The sequence below is a fragment of the Sebaldella termitidis ATCC 33386 genome (assembly GCF_000024405.1).
In the GTDB taxonomy this organism is placed as follows: Bacteria; Fusobacteriota; Fusobacteriia; order Fusobacteriales; family Leptotrichiaceae; genus Sebaldella; species Sebaldella termitidis.
In genome coordinates this window covers 2,409,761-2,431,213 of record NC_013517.1, presented here as the reverse complement: position 1 = coordinate 2,431,213, position 21,453 = coordinate 2,409,761, and the positions used below count along the sequence as shown (strand labels likewise).

Genomic DNA, 21,453 nt, shown 5'->3' with positions numbered 1-21,453 from the left:
TATAAAATAAAATTAAACAGAAGGACGCAGGAGGAGAATTATGAAAAAGTTAATCATTGCTGTATTAATGGCATTAAGTATAATGTCTCTGGGAGCTAAGAAAGAAAAAGCTATACCAGAAATGCCTGATATGCAAGCACAAATGGAGAAAGCCGATAAAATCGAAAATTATAGAGCTAAAAAAGATGTGGCATGGCATAAAACTGAATATAACAAAGTACTTAAGTACTTAAATAAAACAAGAAAGTAAGGAGAATTTTTATGAAAAAAATACTATTGGTTTTTTTAGTGGGAACAATGGCTTTTGCAGCGTATGGTGCAGAGGGTGATGTTCAGGTGAGTAAATCTGTTGAAGATAGTATAACAAAAGATTATGATCAGGACGGTGTATACTCATCATATGAAAAAGCTTTAAGAAGAGCTCAGGAATCAGTATATGTAACACTACCTGAAAAAAGAGGTTACTGGTATACTATGCTTGATAGAATAAAAGCTGAAGAGGAAGAATTAATGCCAGATGAACAGGCAAGAATGAGAAGAAAAAGATAAGAAAGACAAAGAGGAGAAAATTTATGAAAAAATTTGGGATTATAATGACTTTATGTGTATTTGCAGGAATGATGGCAAGTGCAGCTCCTACTTATGAGTATAGAAGAGAATTAAGAGAAGGAGCAAGAGGAAAGTGGACAAATCTTAGACAGCATTTAAACAGTGGAACAAGACTGGAAAAAGAGCTGACTAAGGTGGATAAGCAAATAGATAAAAAAGTAGCTGAAATACAGGAAATAGAAGATCTTCTATTTAGAATCGAGCAGTACAAGGCAGAAAACAATATCAGATAAACTTATATATTTAGTTAATTACATAAAAAACAGCATAAGTGCTGTTTTTTATTTTGTGAAAAATTTGGTGATTTTATGAATTGACTTGCTTTATTAGTGATGAGAAAAAATAATAGGATAATAAGCAGGATAATAATGTAAGGTTTCTAAAAAAAGAAAATATCACCAGAAAGATCATAAAAAAGAATAAAAAAAATTAATTATATAAAGATATGATTATAGAACTAATGATACTATAAGAGCCTGTTTAGCAGGAAGCAGACAGGCTGCTGTATTTGCTGCCAAAACTGATTTATTAACTTATTGGGAATTTTAATAAAGTATGTTCATTTCAATTGTAATAATAATGAATTTTTGTTATACTCAGAATATAAATAAAACAGATACTGAACCAAATTTATGGCTAAAATGATCTGGAATATCAATATAAAAATCTTTGTATTTTTTCCTTAAATAACATATTATAAACGGGTCAGAATTTCAGATAAATATTTAAATAAATTAATTTTCTTTATAAAATAACCGGGACAGGGGGATATATGAAAACAGACAGGATCTTAAATATACTATACTATCTGAATAGATATAAAAAAGTAAGCGCCAAAAGACTGGCCGAGGAATTTGAAGTATCGCAGAGAACAATATACCGTGATCTTGATATTTTGGAAAATATGGGGATACCTATAGAGAGAAAAATGGGATTTGAAGGCGGTATAAGTATAATAGAAAATTTTAAGCTGGAAAATATAAATTTTTCAAAGTCTGAACTGACAAGAATAATATCTATATTAAATAATTACTATTATAAGGACAGTAAAACAAAGCTGCTTATAGAAAAATTCAAAAACATAATTTCTGACAAAGAGATGGAAGAACAGAGAAAACTTGACTATTTTAAGATAGAAGAAGGCTATCTTATGCATAAAAGAGAAAAGGAAAATATATCCTCAATAAAAAAAGCGATTGAAAGCAAAAATATTATAGAGGTAAAGTATATAAACAGTGATAATGTGATAAGCGAGAGACAGCTCGAGCCGTATATTATTTCTATAAAAGGTAATTCGGTTTATCTTTTTGCCAATTGTCTTCTCAGGAAGGAACTGAGGATATTCAGGGTATCAAGAATACTTGAAATAAAAATTACAAATGAAAAGTTTACAGAAGATCCGGATATTTCAGAAAAAATATATTCGCAAAAAGGATTTTTCAGTGATTATATACATAATGAAATAATATTAAAGTATAAGAAAAATTTTTTTGAGATAGCTAAATTTTTTCTGGATAATTATGAAGTATTGGATATAAAGAAAAGCAGGGAAAAGTACAATATTACATCTATAGAAAACTATGTTATAATAAAGCTGAACTGGAGAATAGATAAATGGTTTCTTGAGTTCATACTGAGCCTTGGTGATAATGTGGAAGTGCTGGAACCGGAAGAATTAAGGAATGAAATAATACAGAGAATAAAAAACATGTATAACATGTATAATGGAAAGGATGAATAATGGGGATATTTGATTTTTTCAAAAAAAAGACAGATGTAGAAGAATATTATGAAAAAAGAGAAAAAGAAAAGAAAAATATGAAGCAGAGTGAATTCAGCGGTTATGTCGAAATAAAGAGCAATAATGAAAATACAGTGTTTTCAGATAGAAATATAAATAATCAAACAAAAATAGATGAAATACTCAGAGGAAATTATAATAAGCTGGAGAAGATAAAGCAGATTCATTCACTTACAAATTTGGACTTAAAAAGTTCAAAGGAATTAGTAGAGAGAAGTGAAAGAGGAATATTTCCGAGTGAAGAAAGCTTAACTGACCAAATACCCGGAAATAATGAATTATCTTTAAAAGAGCTGCTTGATTCTGATATTTCCAAAATTGAAAAGATAAAAAGAGTAAGAGAATTAACAGGATTAGGTTTGAAAGACGCAAAAGACCTTGTAGAAAAGCATGAAAAAAATAATTTTAAATAAAAAATAAAAAAATAATTTTATTTTAATTTAAAAATATGGAAAATCAAACTATGTTATATTATACTATAGTAGTACAACAAAAATAATGATGAGGTGATTTTATGAAAAAAATACTGCTCCTTTGCTTATTTCTTTTTGTAACAATAATAGGTTTTTCATATGAAAGTACAGGCCTTAAAGTCTATGATGAATTGAATTATAAAAAAGGAACTTTTATAACGTATGTAGATGAAACAGGTGCACCTATAAATGACAGAACACTTGCTGTTTCATATAAAAGAGCATATAAGCAAAAAGGCGGAGTTAAAGTAGTGGCTGACTTCTTTGTAGCTACGAATACACCGGCATTAATTTATCAAACAGATAAAAATAATGTGGTACAGGGATTATTTGTAAAATTTCATGAAAACGGAAATATAGCTTCAAAAGGTAACTACAAGAACGGAAAACCTGACGGAGATATTACATATTATGATGAAAATGGAAATATCGAACAGGTAGATAAATATGAAAACGGAGAATTAGTAAGATAATTCATAAAATTCCTCATTAAAACGGGGAATTTTTTTTATAAAAATTATAAAATAAAAACTTATTTAGGCAATATGACATACTATTGTCATAGTAAAGACAGTATAATTAAAGAAAATAAAACAGGAGAGTGATATTTATGAAAGCTGTAATAAAAGAACTTCCGGAAATAACAATATACGGAAAAAAAACAAAAGATGTAGGCCCGAAAACAGTAGGAGATCTTCCAAAAGCGTGGGGTGAATTCTTCGAGGCTGCCAAAGGAAAATTTAATCCTGAGCATATGAACAGCTACGGACTTTCGGATAATATGAGAATGACTGAAGAATTATTTGATTATACTATCGGGATGGAAAAGGAATCATATACAGAAATTCCGGAAGGATTCGAAGAGATAAAACTTCCGGCAAATAAATATGCTGTTTATACATTTAAAGGAAAAATAGAAGGAGATAATATAAGTAAGTTTATAGGGGATATATATATGAAATGGATGCCTGAGGAAAAGCTGGAATGTATACCGGAATACAGCTTTGAATATTATGATGAGAGATGGATAGATGATTCGGATGAGTCGGAATTAGATATATATGTACCTATAAAATAGATAAACAGGGGTAGTATGAATATAATTGATGATATAGAATATATAGAAGCAAAAACGCTCCTTACCAAGAATAAACACAAGGAGAGATGGTTTGGCGCGGATTATAACCTGAATATATACAGAGGATGCAGTCACGGCTGCATCTATTGTGATTCAAGAAGCGACTGTTACAGAATAGAGAATTTTGATAAGGTAACAGTAAAAAAGAATTCACTTCATATTCTGGAGAAGGAAATAAAAAGCAAAAGACTGAAAGGTGTTATATCAACAGGGGCTATGAGCGATCCGTATAATCCCCTTGAAGCCAGGCTGAATTTGACAAGAGAAAGTCTGGAGCTGATTTATAAGTACGGCTGGGGTGTGGATCTTACCACAAAAAGTGATCTTATTGCACGTGATTATGATATTTTAGGGAAAATTTCGATATTTTCACCTATATGTATAAAGATGACAGTAACTGCTGCAGATGATGAAACAGCAAGAAAAATAGAGCCTAATGTTGCAGTAAGTTCAAAGCGATTTGAAGCATTGAAAAAGCTTTCGGATATAGGAATATTTACGGGTATTCTGCTGATGCCCGTTCTTCCTTTCATAACAGACAGTATGCAGAATATTTCCGATGTTATCAGGCTTTCTTATGAAAGCGGGGCAAAATTTGTGTTTTTTGGCGGAGGAGTGACTCTGCGTCAGAATCAGAGAACATATTATTTCAAAAAGCTGGATGAGCATTTTCCCGGATTAAAAAGTAAGTACATACGCATATACGGGAATAAATATTTTTGTAATATATTAAATATGAGAGATATGTATAGCTTTTTTAAGGCAGAGTGTAAAAAATACGGACTTCTTTATGAAATGCATGATATAATAAGAGAATATAAAAGCAACGGAATAAAAGGAACGTTATTTTAAGATATATATTACAAGAAAAACGGCAGATGAAAGGAGATTTACATGGAAGAAACAGTAAGATGCGGATGGGCAAATAAAGATTCCGAAAGAGAGTATCATGATAATGAATGGGGAGTACCGTCCCATGATGATTCATATATGTTCGAAATGCTTATTCTGGAAGGATTTCAGGCAGGATTAAGCTGGATAACTATTTTAAACAAAAGGGAAAATTTTAGAAAAGCTTTTGATAATTTTGATTATAACAAAATAAAGGATTATAAACAGGATAAAATAGATGAGCTGCTAAAGAACGACGGAATTGTCAAGAATAAACTAAAAGTGAATTCTACAGTAGAGAATGCAAAGGCCTTTATAAAAGTACAGGAAGAATTCGGATCATTTGACAAATATATATGGGGATTTGTAAATAATAAGCAGATAGTAAACAAATGGAAAGACATGAAAGAACTCCCAGCGAAAACCGAACTGTCGGATAAGATAAGCAAGGATATGAAAAAACGTGGTTTTAAGTTTGTAGGTTCTACTATTATTTATTCATATTTACAGGCTGTGGGCATAATAGACGATCATATAGTGACATGCAGTTTTAAGAAAAAATAACTTCTAATGGAAGATATATTTTTTGAAAAATTATTATTAAATAGATATTTTGCTGATGAAATGGAGACTTTCAGTTATTAACTGTTAGTCTTTATTTTTTTATGGATTTATATATTACTTTTTCTTAATATAAAAAGAAATTAGATATGAATAATATAGAAATTTTGAAAAATTTAGATGTATTAACAAATGTTCATGCAATAAAAATGGAAATAATGATTAATTTTGAATATAAAAATATACTGTTTTTTTATAAAAAAAAGATTTTAATAATAACTTTTATAAAAAAGATTCAATCTTATTAATAAAAAAACTTCATTATTAATATCTGATTATAGAAATAAATATTAAAATTTTATAAGGCAGAGAAAATAATTATAAAAAAGTGGTATAATTATATAAAATATTAAAAAAAAAGACGTATTTGTTAAATTTTACAAATAAACAATTATGAATATTTTACTAAATTTAATCTTTAAAGTCAATTTTAATAGAAAAAATTTTTCAGTAACTATTTATCAGATTAATATTTGACATATAAAAGAATAGTTTTTTATTCGTAAAATTTAACAAATACGAATAGTAACCTGCTTAAGTATCGTTATTTTCTGAAAGGAGGAAGGAGAAGTAAGCTTATATTTGTAATAACAACTATGGTAAGCTGTGAAGACAAAATGGAGGAAGCTGATAAAATCGGATTGTAAAGCTAAAAAAGATTTAAAACAGAACAAGGTTTTGAAATATCTTAATAAATTCTCAAAACAGGAGGTAAAATAAAAAAATATTGATTTTTTATTGCTGGTATTGTTGTTTACTATTCACTGTAATAAAACAAGAATAGAAAGATCATTGGAAGAAAGCATAACAAAGGATTATGATCAGAACACAGGGCAGCGGATATTAGTCATATGAAAAATTCTTACAAAAATTTCAGGGTTCAGTATGTATACTATTGGAAAAAAGAGAATACTGATGTACTAAACCGGACAGAATAAAAACAGGATGAAGAGGAATTAATAGCGTAGGAGGAATAATGAAAAAAAATAAAAAATTATTAGTATCGTTTCTGGCATTAAATGCAATGGCATCGTCTTATGCGCCTGCATCAGGGATATCTTCGGCAAAATATGACAGAATGTATAATAGCATAGTAAAAAATATGGAAACCAGTAAATCGAATGAAAAAACTTACCAAACAATAGAAAAAATACTTAAGCAAAAAAATAAAGAATTAAAAGATTTATATTTACAGAATGATTACATAGTAAAGCCTGAATATCTCGAATGGCAGGTATTCTTTGCGGGATTTTATGACGAATATAATGAGGGCAGGGATAACAGTTCGGAAAATGCATTGTATCATTCAAAAGTAACAGGATATTATGACACAACAGGCAGCCATATAGTAACAAGCGGCTTCAAAGACGGTACAGCCGGAAAGCCATATAAGGAGCTTCAGCAGCCGAAGGAAATAAATCTGGGGGTAAATATTCCAATAAATGTAACAAACAGAAATTTTTCGGATTTTAATGTCAAACCAAATTCAGGTCCGACTGTATCCGGAAGCTTTAATACAGTAATAATTCCATCACCGTCACTTACTCCTTTGGTATCAATGAGTAAATTCCAGCCGGCTGAATTAGATGTAAACATAACACCGCCTTTTTCAGTACCGCAGCTTTCGTTTCAGGTTACGGGATTTATACAGGGAACTTCTTCTGCTTTCAGGACGACAACAACTTCTGATGTTATGATAGATAATTATAAAGAAGTAATTGCAGATTCACTGACTACTTTGATAACAGGTCCCGGCGGTAGTTTTTCAGGAAATATCAGATACGGGAATGGAGCATTGACGACATGGAACAGTACAGTAGCCAGAACAGGTGTTCCGCCGGCTTTATACAGCAGTGTAATAAATCAAAGCGTAACCATAAAAGGAGACTGGCAGATAGATCATACAATAGCCGGACAGACAAGATTTGTCAGTTATAATCCATATGCAATCAGTACGACACAGTATCTGGATTTTTCCGGCAATCTGGAACTTAATAATACAGGAGGCGGTTATCTGATTGGTCTGGAACATCAAATACTGGCAGGATTTTCTTCGCCTATTCCCTCAACAACTTATTCCATGCTTATAAACAGCGGGAATATATATCTGAATAACGGTACACAGATGATAGGAATAACCTTGGAAAAAGAATTTGCATATGGTGATTTTGGTACGCCGTCTCAGACCTATAATCTCGGGAAAATAATATTGGGCAGTAACAGTTCCAACAGTATAGGTATAGATTTCGGCGCTTATAATGACGGACCCCTGAATTCGGATATGTATACGGGAGATATTGAAATAAACGGAACAGAAAATTACGGAGTAAGAGTTTATGATATTTTTTCCTCTTCACAAAATTATTTTGATAATGTAAGAATTCACGGGGAGAAAAGTGATTCCGGGAAATACGGAGCCGGGGGAGACGGACTTATAAATATCAAGGGAAATAAAAACATAGGATTATCATTATCCAAAAAAATAGGTGCTGTGGGTTATGTTGACAATATAAGCAATCTGAATTTACGGGTTGATGGTGAGCAGAATGTGGGAATATTAAGAAATTCTTCTTTTGCTGTTTTGCAAACCAATGATATAGAGCTGACAGGTATACAGATAAAATCCTTAACTTATGGTGATGACTCAATAGACAGTATTCTTGTGCGTAGTGACAGATATACAACTATAATTGATGCAAGCGTGGGAGCCAGAATAGGTTCTTATGATACAGGAGTAACAACACTGGGCGGAGTTATAACAAACGGTATTGATAATATATTATTTATGGCAAACGGAACTGGACAGTCCGCCTCTCAGGTAGGAAAAATAGTGAATAATGCAGACATAACTATAACCAATACTGCTAAAAATGCAAAAGGACTTGTGGCATATAACGGCGGCTGGGTAACTAACAGCGGAGTCATTATTAATAATTCGGAAAGAGTAAAACCCATAGGTTCTAATGATGCAGGGGCTGTAGGAATGTCAGTATTAGGCTCTGCCAGTCAGGGAACGAACTCTTCCGCTGGAAAGCTCCTGCTCCAAAATACTTCCACGAATCTGTCAGCAGGGGTATATAATGAGGGGACGTTTGTTAATGCAGGAGAAATAGAGGTTTACGGGGATAAAGGAATCGGGGTATATTCTAAAGGAGCTGCAACGAATACGACTCTTTCCAATAAATTAACTGTAAGCGGAGATAATTCAATAGCACTTTTTTCCGATGGTGTGGTAAGTTCAAATTTTAAAATCGGGGGACTGGTTTTAAATGTAAGCGGAACTGATGCATATGCATTTTATTCAAAGAACGGCGGCGGTTATAGTATTACCGGGAATACAGCAGTAAATGTCGGGGCGGGCAGTATTGGATTTCAATATGTAGGAAGCGGATTAAATGCTCCTATAAATCCTGCAGATATAACTAATATGTTTAATTCCGCCGGGGGAACTCTTACATTTAATCTAAATCCGAATTCATATGCAATGGTAATTCAAAATGCAAAAATAAATATTTCGGATCTGGGAACTTTTACTTCAATAATGTCGGCGCATGTTGTCATGTCAGGATCAGATAAAGCAAAAGTCTATAAGGGCCATCTGGAAATTGATGAAGATTCAAGCATTGATTCTGGTGCGGTAACTAATGTCAAATACAGGGATTTGCTTGTTGCTTCTTCAAGAATAACACTTGGCAGCGGAAAAACATTAAGCGGGACAGAAGCAGGTCTTATAGGAATTGGTCAGGAAAATGACAGTATAGCCGGTATAACAAACACAGATATGAGTATGACAAATAACGGGACAATAGTACTTAACGGAGTAAATTCAACCGGAATGTACGCCAGCTACGGATCATTAAATAATGCTGCCGCCGGAATAATAAAAGTATCCGATAACGGGGTAGGCTTATATGGAACTAATGGGACAATAACAGAAAACTACGGAAAAATAGAATTCGGCGATAACGGAATTGGAGTGTACGGAACAAATATAACTCCGGGCTCGACACCAACTTACGGAACAAAAAATATATCAGTAACAAATTTCGACAGTATAAAATCTACTGGTATAAATAAAGCCTATGGAATAGTAGCAGATAATGACAACAGCGGAAGCTCGCATATAACACTGAATTCAGGTTCTATAATTGATTTAAGTTCTGTAACAAATGCTTTGGCAGGAGATCTTGTCGGAGTATATGCTAAAAATACCATACTGAATTCAGCGGGAGACATCACTGTGGGCAAAAACGGAATAGCCGTATATGCCGAGGACAGTAATGTAACATTAACAGGGGGAACTATAAATATAACAGGGGATAATGCACTTGGCTTTTATCTGAAAGGCTCAACGGATTTTAGTGCAGCAGCAGGGACAACAGTAAATGTATCAGGACAGGGAGTAACAATATTTAATTTAAATACAAATCCCGGAATGATATTTAATAATCTGATGACGATTAATACCAGCGGTTCCGGAACTTATACACTTGGAAGTATTGCAAACGGTACATATTATTATAATGATTCTGTGGCGCTCAGCGGGAACGGTGCTATGATATCAGCCAAAAATTCCATGGTATTATTTGACGGAGGTGCAAATGTAAGTACTACAGGCAATAATAATATCGGCATATATGTGGATGGTATTTATACACTTCCTGTACTGCCGGGATTTACAGCAGGAATAGAAGCTGAAAACAGAGGAACAATTACATTAAATAATTCATCAGCCGGCTTATATGCTATAGGGGGGACCAGTGCATATAATAACGGGGGTGTAATAAGTGTAGGAAATGATTCTACTGCAATATATGCCACAGGAAGTACATCAAATGCCCTAAATAGCGGAACTTTAATTATAGGATCAGACTCTCAGGGGATTTATCTAAAAGACGGCCAGACAGCAGATAACAGCGGAATGATACTTAGCAGGGGGAACAGAGCAGTGGGTATCTATACTGATAATGTAGTAAATCCGATAGTAAATAATAATTTGATAGATTTAAGCGGTAATAAGTCAATAGGTATTTATGCGGTAGGGCCGGCCAAAACATTGATAAATAACGGAACGGTAAAAATCGGGGACTCTTCTGATGTAAATGATCCGGGAATAGGTATTTATACAGCGGCTCCGGGTGATATTATAACGAACAACGGCATCATAGATACCGGAAACAAGTCGATAGGTATTTATGCAGAAGGTGCAGCAGTGAATCAGTCCGGGACTTTTGTAATAGGTGAAACAGGAACAGGAATTTATACAAAAGGCGGAATAGTTACTCTTGGAGCCGGAAGTACAATATCAGTAGGACAGAATGAAGCAATCGGGGTATATGGAACAAACGGGACTGCAATACATAATAACAGTGCAAATTTATCAGTAGGCAACGGCGGATATGGATTTGTACTGGAAACAAATTCTACCCTTAACAATAATAATATAATAAATCTTAACGGAAAAGGAACAGGAGTATATTCAGACGGTGCTAATACAGTTATAAGTGCTCCCGGTGCGGATATAAACATAACAGGAGATAATAATATAGCTTATTTCCTTGTAAACGGCGGAACTGTGACTAACAGTGCAGATATAAACGGAAGTTCCGGAAAATCGAATATCGGAATATATGCCAAAAATGGTATTATAAATAACAGCGGAATAATAAATACAGGAGATTCAGTACTTAGATATAATTCAGACGGTACAATAGATTATGATAACAGCGGATATGCAGTGGGAATATACGGAGACGGTTCTCAGATAAATAATACAGGAACTATAAACATAAAAGAAAACGGGATAGGAATATATACAAGAGATAATACTATACCTGTAGTGAATCAGGGAAATATAAACGGAACTGGCAAGGGTGCAACCGGATTGTTTGTAGATAACGGGGTAATAGAGAATGCATTAGGAATTACAATAACTATATCAGGTGATGATTCAATAGGAATGGCTGCCAATAAAAATGGAACAATAATAAATAACGGAAATATAATAATGTCTGGAAATAATGTAACCGGTATGTTTGCCAATATAAGCTCGAAAGCGGTAAATAACGGGCTGATTGATATGAGCGGGACAACTGGCAATAAAAGCACTGCATTTTTATTAGGGGCAGGTTCGACTTATGAGAATAACGGGACATTGATTCTAGGATCAAATGCAACAATATCGAGTGTTATAGGGATAAGCCACGAAATACCCAGTTTAATAAACGGCGGAATTATTCAGTCAGACGGTGTATTGGCAGCAGACGGGATATCTTTATCAATAAAAGTAAATCCTGAAAGTGTGGTTTATCAGACTTCTGTATCTTCAGGCCCTCAGTTTGTGGCAAACGGAGCTTCAATAGTAGCAGACACGCTGATAACAGATAAGCCGATAATAATACTTCCGGGATTTGCAGACGGGACAAATGCAAATGTATATAAGATAGAAAATGCAGTTATAGCATCCGGAGGAAATTATGAATTTATAAGCGGCTCGTTATTATGGGAAGCAACACCAGAAGCAACAGGAACCGGAGCAAATGTATATATGGCAAGAAAAGCATTTACGGATTTTACAGACGGATTATGGTTTGAAGATTTTGGAACTGCCCTTGAAGAAAATTTTCTGGGAGCTTCCGGAGATGCAATGCAGATTTATAATAAAACAGCATACATAAAGACTGAGGAAGAATTCCGACAGATAATGTCGAGTCTGGCAGGAGAGGTATACGCTAATATAAATCAGAGAGAATATGATATAGCAAAGGCATTTGAAGACTCGCTGCATTTACTTCAGGATTCCTCAAATAATACAAAAGAAAATGTAAAAATAAGTGTAATAGCAGGAAAAGGTAAAAATAAAGAGGAAACAGACGGAGTAACAGGTTATGATTATACAACTACGGGAGTACTGGCTTTACGTGAAGTAGAAAGAACCTATAGACATACATTCGGATATTCACTTGGATATTTACACACAGGCTTTGAATTCAAGGACGGAAATGAGAGTGAAGAATGGGTCGATACAATCCAGCTCGGGGTACATAATAAATATGCAGCAAATGGATGGCAGCTGAGAAATGACCTTACGGGAAGGGCAAGTATTCATAATATAGACAGAAATATAGACTGGCCGTCGCCGCTAGGCAGATCGGAAATGAACGGAACATATGAAACATACAGTATCACAAGTGATAATATACTTGGAAAGGCATTTGGTCTAGGCAAGAATGCGAGTATAATGCCGTATGGAGCATTCAGGGCAATGTATGTGACAAGACCTGCATTTAATGAAAACGGACTGGAAGCTCTTGAGGTAGAAGGCAATGATGCATGGAGTGCGAAACCAAGAGCTGGAGTAGAATTGAAAGGAATGATGCCTTTAGGAAACAGAACAGCGTGGCAGCTAAAAGGAACCCTTGATTTTGCTTATGAATATGAGCTTTCAGATCTGAATGAAAGGGAAAAAGCAAGACTGACAGCTATAGAGGACGGATATCATAAGCTTGCAAAACCGCAGGACGAAAAGGGAACATTCAGAACAAAAGCGGCAATAGGAGTAGAGGCGGAAGACAGATACGGAATATTCCTGACAGGAGAATACTCAACAGGAAATGATAAGGAAAATGATTACAGAGCAGGAGTAATATTAAAGGCAGTATTTTGATTAACTAAAATAGAAATCAGGAATTTTTCCGGGAAAGCTGTGGTATGTTCAAACCTGAAAAACTCCTTCTTTCTTCCTGAAAGGTAATCAGAATTGCTGGGATAATATAAAAAATTACAGACGGATATGAATTTCATATCCGTTTTATATTGCCTGCCTGCATTGAATCTGTTATAATAATATCAGGTAAAAATACAAAGGAGGAGTAGAATATGAGAATATATTTTACGAAAGAATACTGGAAGGTGTTTGGGATCGCTGCAGCGGTACTGGTTTTGATTATTATCGGGATAACAGCATTTGGTGCTTTTAATAACAGAAACGGGGAGTATATCAAATACGAAAATGAATATGGCGGCATGACACTGAGGGTAAGCAAGGAAAAAGGCGGTTTTCCGATGCCGGATGAGTTTCCTAAAGATATAATGGAAGTATATCCTAATATTAGACTCAGAGATGTATATATTATAAAAGATAAGAATAATGAGATAGTAGAATTACAGGTAGAAGGTTTTTCGGATGATGATGTGGAAACTGTAAAAAAATATTATGAAAATAAAGAGGAAAGACTGATAAATAAAAATTATGAGGCTGTCTTTAATATAAAAGAAGCTAATTCCCAGTTTCTTCCGGAAAATATGAAGGTAAGCGAAAAAACAAGCTTGTTTCTAAATGTGGAGAGAAAATAAATTACAGAGAAGTAATAAAATTTAAAATAAATCAATTGATTTTATGTTTAGTTTCTGTATATAATTAATGTGGAATATTTAACATATAGGAGGAATGATAAAATGGCAAATCCAAAAAAGGTACTTACAATAGCAGGATCTGATACAAGCGGAGGAGCGGGAATACAGGCAGATCTGAAAACATTTCAGGAAAGATCAGTATACGGGATGAGCGTACTTACTGTTATAGTAGCTATGGATCCTGATAATAACTGGGCTCATCAGGTATTTCCAATAGATATGGAAACAATAAAAGCACAGGCAAAGACAGCATTGGAGGGTATAGGGGTAGATGCACTGAAAACCGGAATGCTTCCTACAGTGGAAATAATAGAATATGTAGGAAAAACTTTGAAAAAAGTAAATTCACCGATAGTTGTAATAGATCCTGTTATGGTATGTAAAGGGACAGATCAGGCATTATTTCCGGAAAATACAGTAGCTATGCAGAAGTATCTGCTTCCTAATGCCACTGTAGTAACGCCTAATTTGTTCGAGGCAGCACAGCTTGCAGGAACAGCTCCGATAACTACACTGGATGAATTAAAAGAAGCAGCAAAAAAAATATATGAATACGAACCTAAATATGTGCTTATAAAAGGTGGGAAATCATTTAGCCCTGATAAAGCAATAGATGTTCTTTATGATGGTAAAGAATTCAAAGTATTTGAATCTGAAAAAATAGATACTACATATACTCATGGTGCGGGATGCAGCTTTGCAGCATGTCTGACTGCGGAACTGGCAAAGGGAGAAAGTATGGAAAATGCTGTTAATACAACAAAAGGATATATTACAGAAGCACTAAAAGAGTCTTTTCCGCTGAATAAATTCGTAGGACCGCTTTATCACAAGGCTCTTGCAGAAAAATAAAGAAAATAAAAAAATTAAGCATTATTATGACTGCTTAATTTTTTTTATTGATTAGTTATTTTTGCTATTTACCATGGATAAAAAGGCTTTGACATTAATTTCCGTTTTTTATGATCATTCAAGTATGACATTTTCCAGCATATCAGATCTCATAATATCAAACGGCATTACCCAGCTGCCGCCGTCAGAATCCAGATCAATCTCTCTTCCAACAGTATTTCCGGCTTTTTTAAATACATCATATACAAACTGTGAACAATAAAGTCTTTTATCAAAATTTTTATCAAAAGTAATACCATATTTTTTATTAATGGTAAGATCGATCTCTTTCATAAGCTCGGTTTTGAGCTCATTATTCATTTCTTTTAGTCTGAAAACAGCAATTTTTCTTTCAAGATCAGCCCATGTATAAAGAGGGACTTCCTGATAGCCGGAAAAATATCCGGGAAATTCCACGACTTTTTTTTCGTCATTAAGAATAACGGAATGACCCCACATTTCCCTGAAACGGCTGCCTTTTGACAAAATAAGTATATCCCCGGGCCTAAGCTGATCTATTTTACTGATAACTTCTCTGGGAGTATACCATTGATAATTAGGATCTATACTTTCACAGGAAACTAACAACAGTACCATTAATAACATAATTATTTTTTTCATATAATCACCATATAAATTATAATAAAATTTTTGTGATATGTAAATAGTTAAAAAATTATATATTTTTGCAGCAGTGTAAAATATTCAGCAATATCAGATCAAAGATGAACAGTATATCAGATAAATAAAAAAAATCTGAGCAATATAAAATATTTTATTCTTGTGTTATAATGTTAATAGTTTTTCTTATGGAAAAATTTATGATGTTTATATTAAGGAGAGTAATAGGGATGAATATAGTAGCACCGGCAGGAAGTTATGAAAAAATGCAGGCAGCGGTAAAGGCAGGAGCAGATGAGGTTTATTTCGGACTGAGAGGTTTCGGAGCGAGAAGAAATAATAAGAATTTCGGTATACAGGAAATACTGGACGGGATAGATTATGCACACGCAAGGGGAGTAAAAACACTTCTTACATTAAATACAATAATGAAAAATATAGAGATAGAAAACACAATATATAATTTTTCAAGAATATATGAACATGGGATAGATGCTGTAATTGTTCAGGATTTGGGATTTCTGAAATTTCTGGCTGAAAATTTTCCGGATCTTACTTTACATGGAAGTACACAAATGACAGTGGCTAATCATGAAGAAGCTAATTTTTTACAGAAACTGGGGCTTTCAAGAGTAGTGCTTGCAAGAGAGCTCACATTTCAGGAGATAAAGAAAATAAGGGAGAATACTACTATAGAGCTGGAAGTTTTTGTATCTGGTGCTTTATGTATTGCTTATTCCGGAAACTGCTATATAAGCAGTTTTATAGGAGGTAGAAGCGGCAACAGAGGTCTTTGTGCATATACATGCAGGAAGAAATTTCAGGATGAAAATAAGGAAAGCGGATATTTTCTTAGTCCTAATGATCAGTTTCTGGAGGAAGAGGTAAAAAAACTTAAAGAAATAGGAATAGACGCGATAAAAGTAGAAGGAAGAAAGAAAACAGAACAGTACGTTTATGAGACTGTGAACTATTATAAGGATATTCTTGATAATAAAGAGAGAAAAAGCCAGTCTTATAAGCTTTTTAACAGAGGATATTCCAAAGGGTACTTTCACGGTGATGATAAGCTTATGAATTTTGATTATTCTGCCAATTTTGGGTATAAAGCCGGGACAGTAAGCAGGGCAGGAAAAGTTTTGCTGGATGATGATATCAGCCTTGGCGACGGAATACAGTTTGTGGGTGATGATTATGAGAAGCTTGGAGGAGTTTATGTAAATAAGATTCTTATAAACGATGTAAAAAAAGAAAAAGCCTATAAGGGAGATACTGTATATCTGGGAAGAATTCCTGAAAAAACAAAATATATCTACAAAAATTATTCAAAAGAATTACATGACAATATAAACCATGAAATGAAGATAAAGGAAAGAAAACTTAAAATAGACGGGGAATTTTCGGCAGCTCTGGGTAAAGAACCTGTACTGGTATTTACTGCGGAAAATCTAAAAAAAAGCAGGATAACAGCGGAATGCAAAATGGAAGTACTGAATGAAACAGCTAAAAAATCAATAGATGTAAAAACAATAAGTGAAAAGCTATCAGAGCTTGGAGATACTTCTTTTGAGATTGATAATGTTAAAGTAAGCTATGATAATACGGCTTTTATTTCATTCAGCGAGTTAAAGCAGATGAAAAGAGAATGTGCAGAAAGGCTGAAAGAAAATCTGACAGCTTCGTATAGAAGAGAAGGAAAGGCAGTAAATGTAAGAAATTTTGAAAATAATCATAATGACAGCCCTGTTATTTCTGCAATGGTGTCAAATAAGGTGCAGGAAGACGTGTGCAGAGCAAACGGGATAGAAAAAATATACTATAGACAGTTTGATGTGGCGAAAGAGAGCAAGCTGGATAAAATAGATCTGAATTCAAAGCTGGTTTCAAATCTTTATCAAATTTTGAAATCAAATGTCGATAAAAAAAGTGTGGACTGGAATTTGAATATATTTAATAATTATACTGTAGATTTATTTAGTGATTTTGAAGGGGTGGAAACTGTCTTTCTGTCACCTGAAATGAATTTTGAGCAATTGAAGGGGATCAAAAGTAAGAAGGTAAAGAAGGGAATGGTTATTTACGGTTATCTGAAAGGGATGTATATAGAGTATCCGATATTTGAAAAGGAATATAAGGAATTACACGGAGATCATAATGATATGTACAGGGTAGTCAGAAATGATCTGGATAATATAGAGCTCTATATGGATAGTCCCATGAATCTTATACCCAAACTAGAAGAAATAAAGAGTCTGGGACTTGATGAATTAAGACTGGATTTCACTTTTGAAAATTCTGATGAAGTAATTGAAATAATTAAAAGTCTGAATACCGGAAAGGGAAAATACAATCCTTATTGTTTTGAAAGAGGAATTTTTTAAAAACATATTATAACTTCACATTGATTTCATATTGGTATGGAATAATAAGTATATAAAATAAATATTTCAGGAGGAGTTATGATTAAGATAAATTTTAGAAAAATATTATTATTTGCTGTTTTGTTATTTGTATTTGTGGGATGTGATCTGAAAAAAGCCGAGGAAGCTTATGAGAAGGGTGATTATGTAACAGCTGTCAAGTATAGTGCAAAATATCTTGATGGGAAAAAAACATTTCCTAATAATAAAGAAAGCAAACAAATATTGGAAAAGTTTGATACAATAATAAAATATTATGAAAAAAATATTGCAGAAGCACCTACTATTGACAGTAAAATTAAGTATATGTCTGAATTCTGGGAGATAAGAACTCTGCTGGATAAAAAGTCTTATGACAAGCAGATATCATTTTTTACAGGAAAATATACAGTTGACGAGCTGGGGAAAAATGTAGCAGAGCAGTACTATATAAAGGGAGACAATATAAAAGCAGTAAGAACTGACGATTATTTGAGCAAGGCAGAGGCGTATGAAGCGGGCCTTACTTATTACAGCTATAAGGATATAAAACAGAAAGCAGAAGACTACAGATTCAAATATTCTGAGTTAAAAGCTGGTGAATACTATAACAGCGGTGTTTCTGACGAAAAAAACGGACGTTACAGAAGTGCCGAAGAGAATTTTCTTGCTGCATATAATATCTATAAAAATTATGGAAGCTACAAGGACTCGCAAAAGCGTTACCAGCTTAACAACGAGAAAGCAGACAGGGCAGAAGCCGAAAAGCTGTATAAGAAAGCAAAATCACAGGAAGCAGCAAAAAATTACTGTGATGCAGCCGAAACTTTCGCAGAAGCAGATGATGCGTATGAGAAACACGGGAATTATAAAGACAGCAGTGAATTAGGCGAAAAAAATGATAAATTATGCAGACAGGAAGCTGCGGATAAATATTATCAGGAGGCCAGAAGCAAGGAATACAGTGCAAGGACAAAGCGTGAATACCGAGACATAGCTCAGATATATAACAGTGCATACACTGCTTACCAAAGATACGGAGAATATAAAGATTCGTACAGAAAATATCAGGATCTGGAAGAAAAGGGGAAAGTAAAGGTTTATATTGCAGGTGATATGGATAATATAGTGAAAGATTCTCTGAAAAGTGATTTTATAGTATTAACTAATTCATATTCATCAGCAGATGTGAGAATCAGAATTGTTGTTGATGATAACGGATATAAACAGCATCCAGAACCACAGCTGAGAAGCAGAATGAGCTATGAAGTCAGCGGTTATATGAATGATGAAAAAAAATACAGTTACACTGAGCATAATGACAGTAAAGATAATCTGTACAGGAAAGTAAGAGACAGAATGAAAGAGGATGTAAGATGGGAAACAGGAAAGCTGATTGATTCACTTTCAAGAATGTAAATTATATATTTTAAGAGCTGTTCTACGCTGAACAGCTTTTTTAATACAGTTATTTCAAGAAAAAATCCGATGTCAGAAAAATATATATAAATCATAAAATTTAAGCCTAAAATAAATTATAATATTCTTTGAAATATAGTATAATGAAAGCAGTTTTATTAAAAGGACAAAATTATGAAAGAAAAAATATTTGCCGGGATAGATCTCGCCTGGACAGAAAACAATGAAACAGGAATATGTTTAATAAACGGAAACGGGGAAATTATATTTTCTCAGTCAGGTGTATACAGTAATAATGATATAGTCAGACTGTTTCTTAATTCTGAAATAACAGACAAAAAAGAAGTATGTATAGGAATAGACGCACCGCTGATTTTTCCTGAAGATTCTCAAGAATACAGAAATGCTGAAAGAGATTTAAAGAGGACAAAAATAAACGGGTTTCATATATCGAGCTTTCAGGTTTCTAAGGAATATATGAAAAGAGCGTATAAAGGAAGCCGCGGAGAAGATATCGCCGGATATCTTGTAAAAAAACATAAAAAATTCAGTTATACAGATAGAATATTTACACACAGTCATGAAGTAGTGGAAACATTTCCCACTGGGATAACTGCCGGTATTTTTCCGGAAATATTTCCTGCAGGGTATAAATTAAAAGGGAAAATATCAGACAGTCTGAAGGGCTATGCTGTATTATATGAAAAAATAAAGATTTTTGAAGAAAAAAAAATAATAAGCGGGTTTGCAAAGAATTTTGAGCTGCCGGAAAATAATTTGAAAAGAAAGGAATATAAGAAATTTGAAGATAAAATTGATGCTTTTCTTTGTGCTTTCGGACTTTTTCTGGTTTATAAAAATCTGGCTTCGGAGCTTTATTTTGGAGATACAAAAAAAGGCTTGATTTTTTTACCGTTAAAACAGTAAAAAATATTATTTTATAGAAAGAGGTGTGCGTTCATGCAGGCTGGAAAAAGTTTAAAAAAGATAAATGCAAAGTTTTCCATGATTCAGTGTTCATTTATGATGTCGTTTAGCGCAATAGTAGGGTTTTCTGTAGTATTGCTCCAGTCAAGGAATTTTAAGAGTTCCGAAATAGGTATAATACTTGCCGTAGAGTGTGTGGCCTCTGTTATTTCACAGACTTTTCTGGGAAGTTTTGCAGATAAGCATAAAAAAATACCCCTGAAAAGGATTCTTCTTGTGATTATGATCCTAAGCTTTATTATAAACATGATTCTTATGGTTATACCTTCCGAATTCTTCATTACCATGTTTATTTTTATTATGATAGGAATGACGGAATATTCAGCAACGGGACTGATAAATTCACTGGCAATACAGTTTGTAAATATTGGAATTCCTGTAAACTTCGGTCTGGCAAGAGGGCTTGGCTCTCTGGCGTATGCAGCAGGCGGTTTTATCATAGGAAAAGTAGTTACACAGTCAGGGCCTGAAAGTATACTTGTGATTCATGCTGTTTTTTTGATAATAATGATAATATCTGTATTTATTTTTGATAAGCCGGATTCTGAAACAGCAGTTCAGGAAAGTGTGAATATAGAACAGCCTGAAAATAATGACAGTGTATGGCATATGCTTGCAGCTAACAAGAAGCTTCTATACTTTCTTGCAGCTATGATATTAACCTTTATAAGCCATGGAATGCTTGCTAATTTTCTTCCCCAGATAGTAGAGCACGTAGGCGGAAACAGCGGAGATTACGGCACGGCAATGTCACTCGCAGCACTAAGTGAAATTCCTACAATGGTATGTTTCAGCTTTTTTATGAAAAAAACTACAAGCGGAAAACTGGTAATGCTTTCCTTCTTATTTTTCTTTGTTAAGAGTGTTTTATTTATATTTTCAAATAATATATATTTTATTTTCGCATTTCAAATGTTGCAGATATTAGGCTACGGTCTTTTTGTGCCGGCTTCTGTATATTATGTGAATGAAATAGTAGATAAAAATGAAAAAATAAGAGGACAGTCATTGGTAACAGTAGCATCGATGGGAATCGGAATAACAATAGGCAACCTGCTAGGCGGAGTAATTCTGGATTCAAAAGGAGTGCCGGCAATGCTGATCGTAAGTACTGTTTTCTCATTTTTAGGATTTGTAATAGTTTTTTTGAGTATCGGCAGAAAGAATAAGAATAATATTTAATAATAT

Annotated in this window: 17 protein-coding genes; 16 read left to right on the top strand and 1 reads right to left on the bottom strand. The window is 33.6% G+C overall.

Annotated features, from left to right (window positions below):
- Positions 1-40 precede the first annotated feature (40 nt).
- From STERM_RS11300 to pdxK, 12 genes are all read left to right on the top strand, one after another.
- Positions 41-250, top strand: a complete 210-nt coding sequence (locus STERM_RS11300) for a hypothetical protein (protein ID WP_012861747.1) — start codon at positions 41-43, stop codon at positions 248-250.
- Positions 251-261: 11 nt separating this feature from the next.
- Positions 262-549 carry a hypothetical protein gene (locus STERM_RS11295; protein ID WP_012861746.1) on the top strand — a complete coding sequence of 96 codons (288 nt, stop codon included), beginning with the start codon at positions 262-264 and terminating at the stop codon, positions 547-549.
- A gap of 23 nt (positions 550-572) precedes the next feature.
- Complete coding sequence (locus STERM_RS11290; protein ID WP_012861745.1) at positions 573-842, top strand: hypothetical protein; 270 nt, start codon at positions 573-575, stop codon at positions 840-842.
- A gap of 539 nt (positions 843-1,381) precedes the next feature.
- On the top strand, positions 1,382-2,350 hold the full coding sequence (locus tag STERM_RS11285; RefSeq protein ID WP_012861744.1) for a helix-turn-helix transcriptional regulator: 969 nt from the start codon (positions 1,382-1,384) through the stop codon (positions 2,348-2,350).
- Positions 2,350-2,823 carry a ribosomal protein L7/L12 gene (locus STERM_RS21910; protein ID WP_012861743.1) on the top strand — a complete coding sequence of 158 codons (474 nt, stop codon included), beginning with the start codon at positions 2,350-2,352 and terminating at the stop codon, positions 2,821-2,823. The genes STERM_RS11285 and STERM_RS21910 overlap by 1 nt, the downstream gene beginning before the upstream one ends.
- A gap of 101 nt (positions 2,824-2,924) precedes the next feature.
- Positions 2,925-3,356, top strand: coding sequence for a toxin-antitoxin system YwqK family antitoxin (locus tag STERM_RS11275; protein WP_012861742.1), 432 nt, complete (start codon positions 2,925-2,927; stop codon positions 3,354-3,356).
- A 137-nt stretch (positions 3,357-3,493) separates the two neighbouring features.
- Positions 3,494-3,961 (top strand): GyrI-like domain-containing protein, encoded by a 468-nt coding sequence (locus STERM_RS11270; protein WP_012861741.1) that lies wholly within the window; start codon positions 3,494-3,496, stop codon positions 3,959-3,961.
- 15 nt (positions 3,962-3,976) lie between these two features.
- Positions 3,977-4,873 (top strand): SPL family radical SAM protein, encoded by an 897-nt coding sequence (locus STERM_RS11265; protein ID WP_012861740.1) that lies wholly within the window; start codon positions 3,977-3,979, stop codon positions 4,871-4,873.
- Between the two features lie 42 nt (positions 4,874-4,915).
- Positions 4,916-5,476 carry a DNA-3-methyladenine glycosylase I gene (locus STERM_RS11260; RefSeq protein ID WP_012861739.1) on the top strand — a complete coding sequence of 187 codons (561 nt, stop codon included), beginning with the start codon at positions 4,916-4,918 and terminating at the stop codon, positions 5,474-5,476.
- Positions 5,477-6,509: 1,033 nt separating this feature from the next.
- Positions 6,510-13,199, top strand: a complete 6,690-nt coding sequence (locus STERM_RS11255; protein ID WP_012861738.1) for an autotransporter domain-containing protein — start codon at positions 6,510-6,512, stop codon at positions 13,197-13,199.
- A gap of 212 nt (positions 13,200-13,411) precedes the next feature.
- A complete protein-coding gene (locus STERM_RS11250; RefSeq protein ID WP_012861737.1) occupies positions 13,412-13,888 on the top strand; it encodes a hypothetical protein in 477 nt (158 codons plus the stop codon).
- Between the two features lie 102 nt (positions 13,889-13,990).
- A complete protein-coding gene (pdxK, locus tag STERM_RS11245) occupies positions 13,991-14,800 on the top strand; it encodes a pyridoxine/pyridoxal/pyridoxamine kinase (protein WP_012861736.1) in 810 nt (269 codons plus the stop codon).
- A gap of 114 nt (positions 14,801-14,914) precedes the next feature.
- Here the strand turns inward: pdxK and STERM_RS11240 are convergent, their stop codons facing one another.
- Complete coding sequence (locus STERM_RS11240) at positions 14,915-15,460, bottom strand: YiiX/YebB-like N1pC/P60 family cysteine hydrolase (protein WP_012861735.1); 546 nt, start codon at positions 15,458-15,460, stop codon at positions 14,915-14,917.
- 230 nt (positions 15,461-15,690) lie between these two features.
- On the opposite strand from STERM_RS11240, the gene STERM_RS11235 reads away from it, so the two are divergent.
- From STERM_RS11235 to STERM_RS11220, 4 genes are all read left to right on the top strand, one after another.
- Entirely contained in the window at positions 15,691-17,841 is a 2,151-nt protein-coding gene (locus STERM_RS11235) for a peptidase U32 family protein (protein WP_012861734.1), read from the top strand.
- Positions 17,842-17,919: 78 nt separating this feature from the next.
- Positions 17,920-19,278, top strand: coding sequence for a hypothetical protein (locus STERM_RS11230; protein WP_012861733.1), 1,359 nt, complete (start codon positions 17,920-17,922; stop codon positions 19,276-19,278).
- A gap of 174 nt (positions 19,279-19,452) precedes the next feature.
- Positions 19,453-20,205: a DUF429 domain-containing protein gene (locus STERM_RS11225; protein ID WP_012861732.1), complete on the top strand. Its 753-nt coding sequence runs from the start codon at positions 19,453-19,455 to the stop codon at positions 20,203-20,205.
- A 33-nt stretch (positions 20,206-20,238) separates the two neighbouring features.
- Positions 20,239-21,447 carry an MFS transporter gene (locus STERM_RS11220; RefSeq protein WP_012861731.1) on the top strand — a complete coding sequence of 403 codons (1,209 nt, stop codon included), beginning with the start codon at positions 20,239-20,241 and terminating at the stop codon, positions 21,445-21,447.
- The last annotated feature ends 6 nt before the right edge of the window (positions 21,448-21,453 follow it).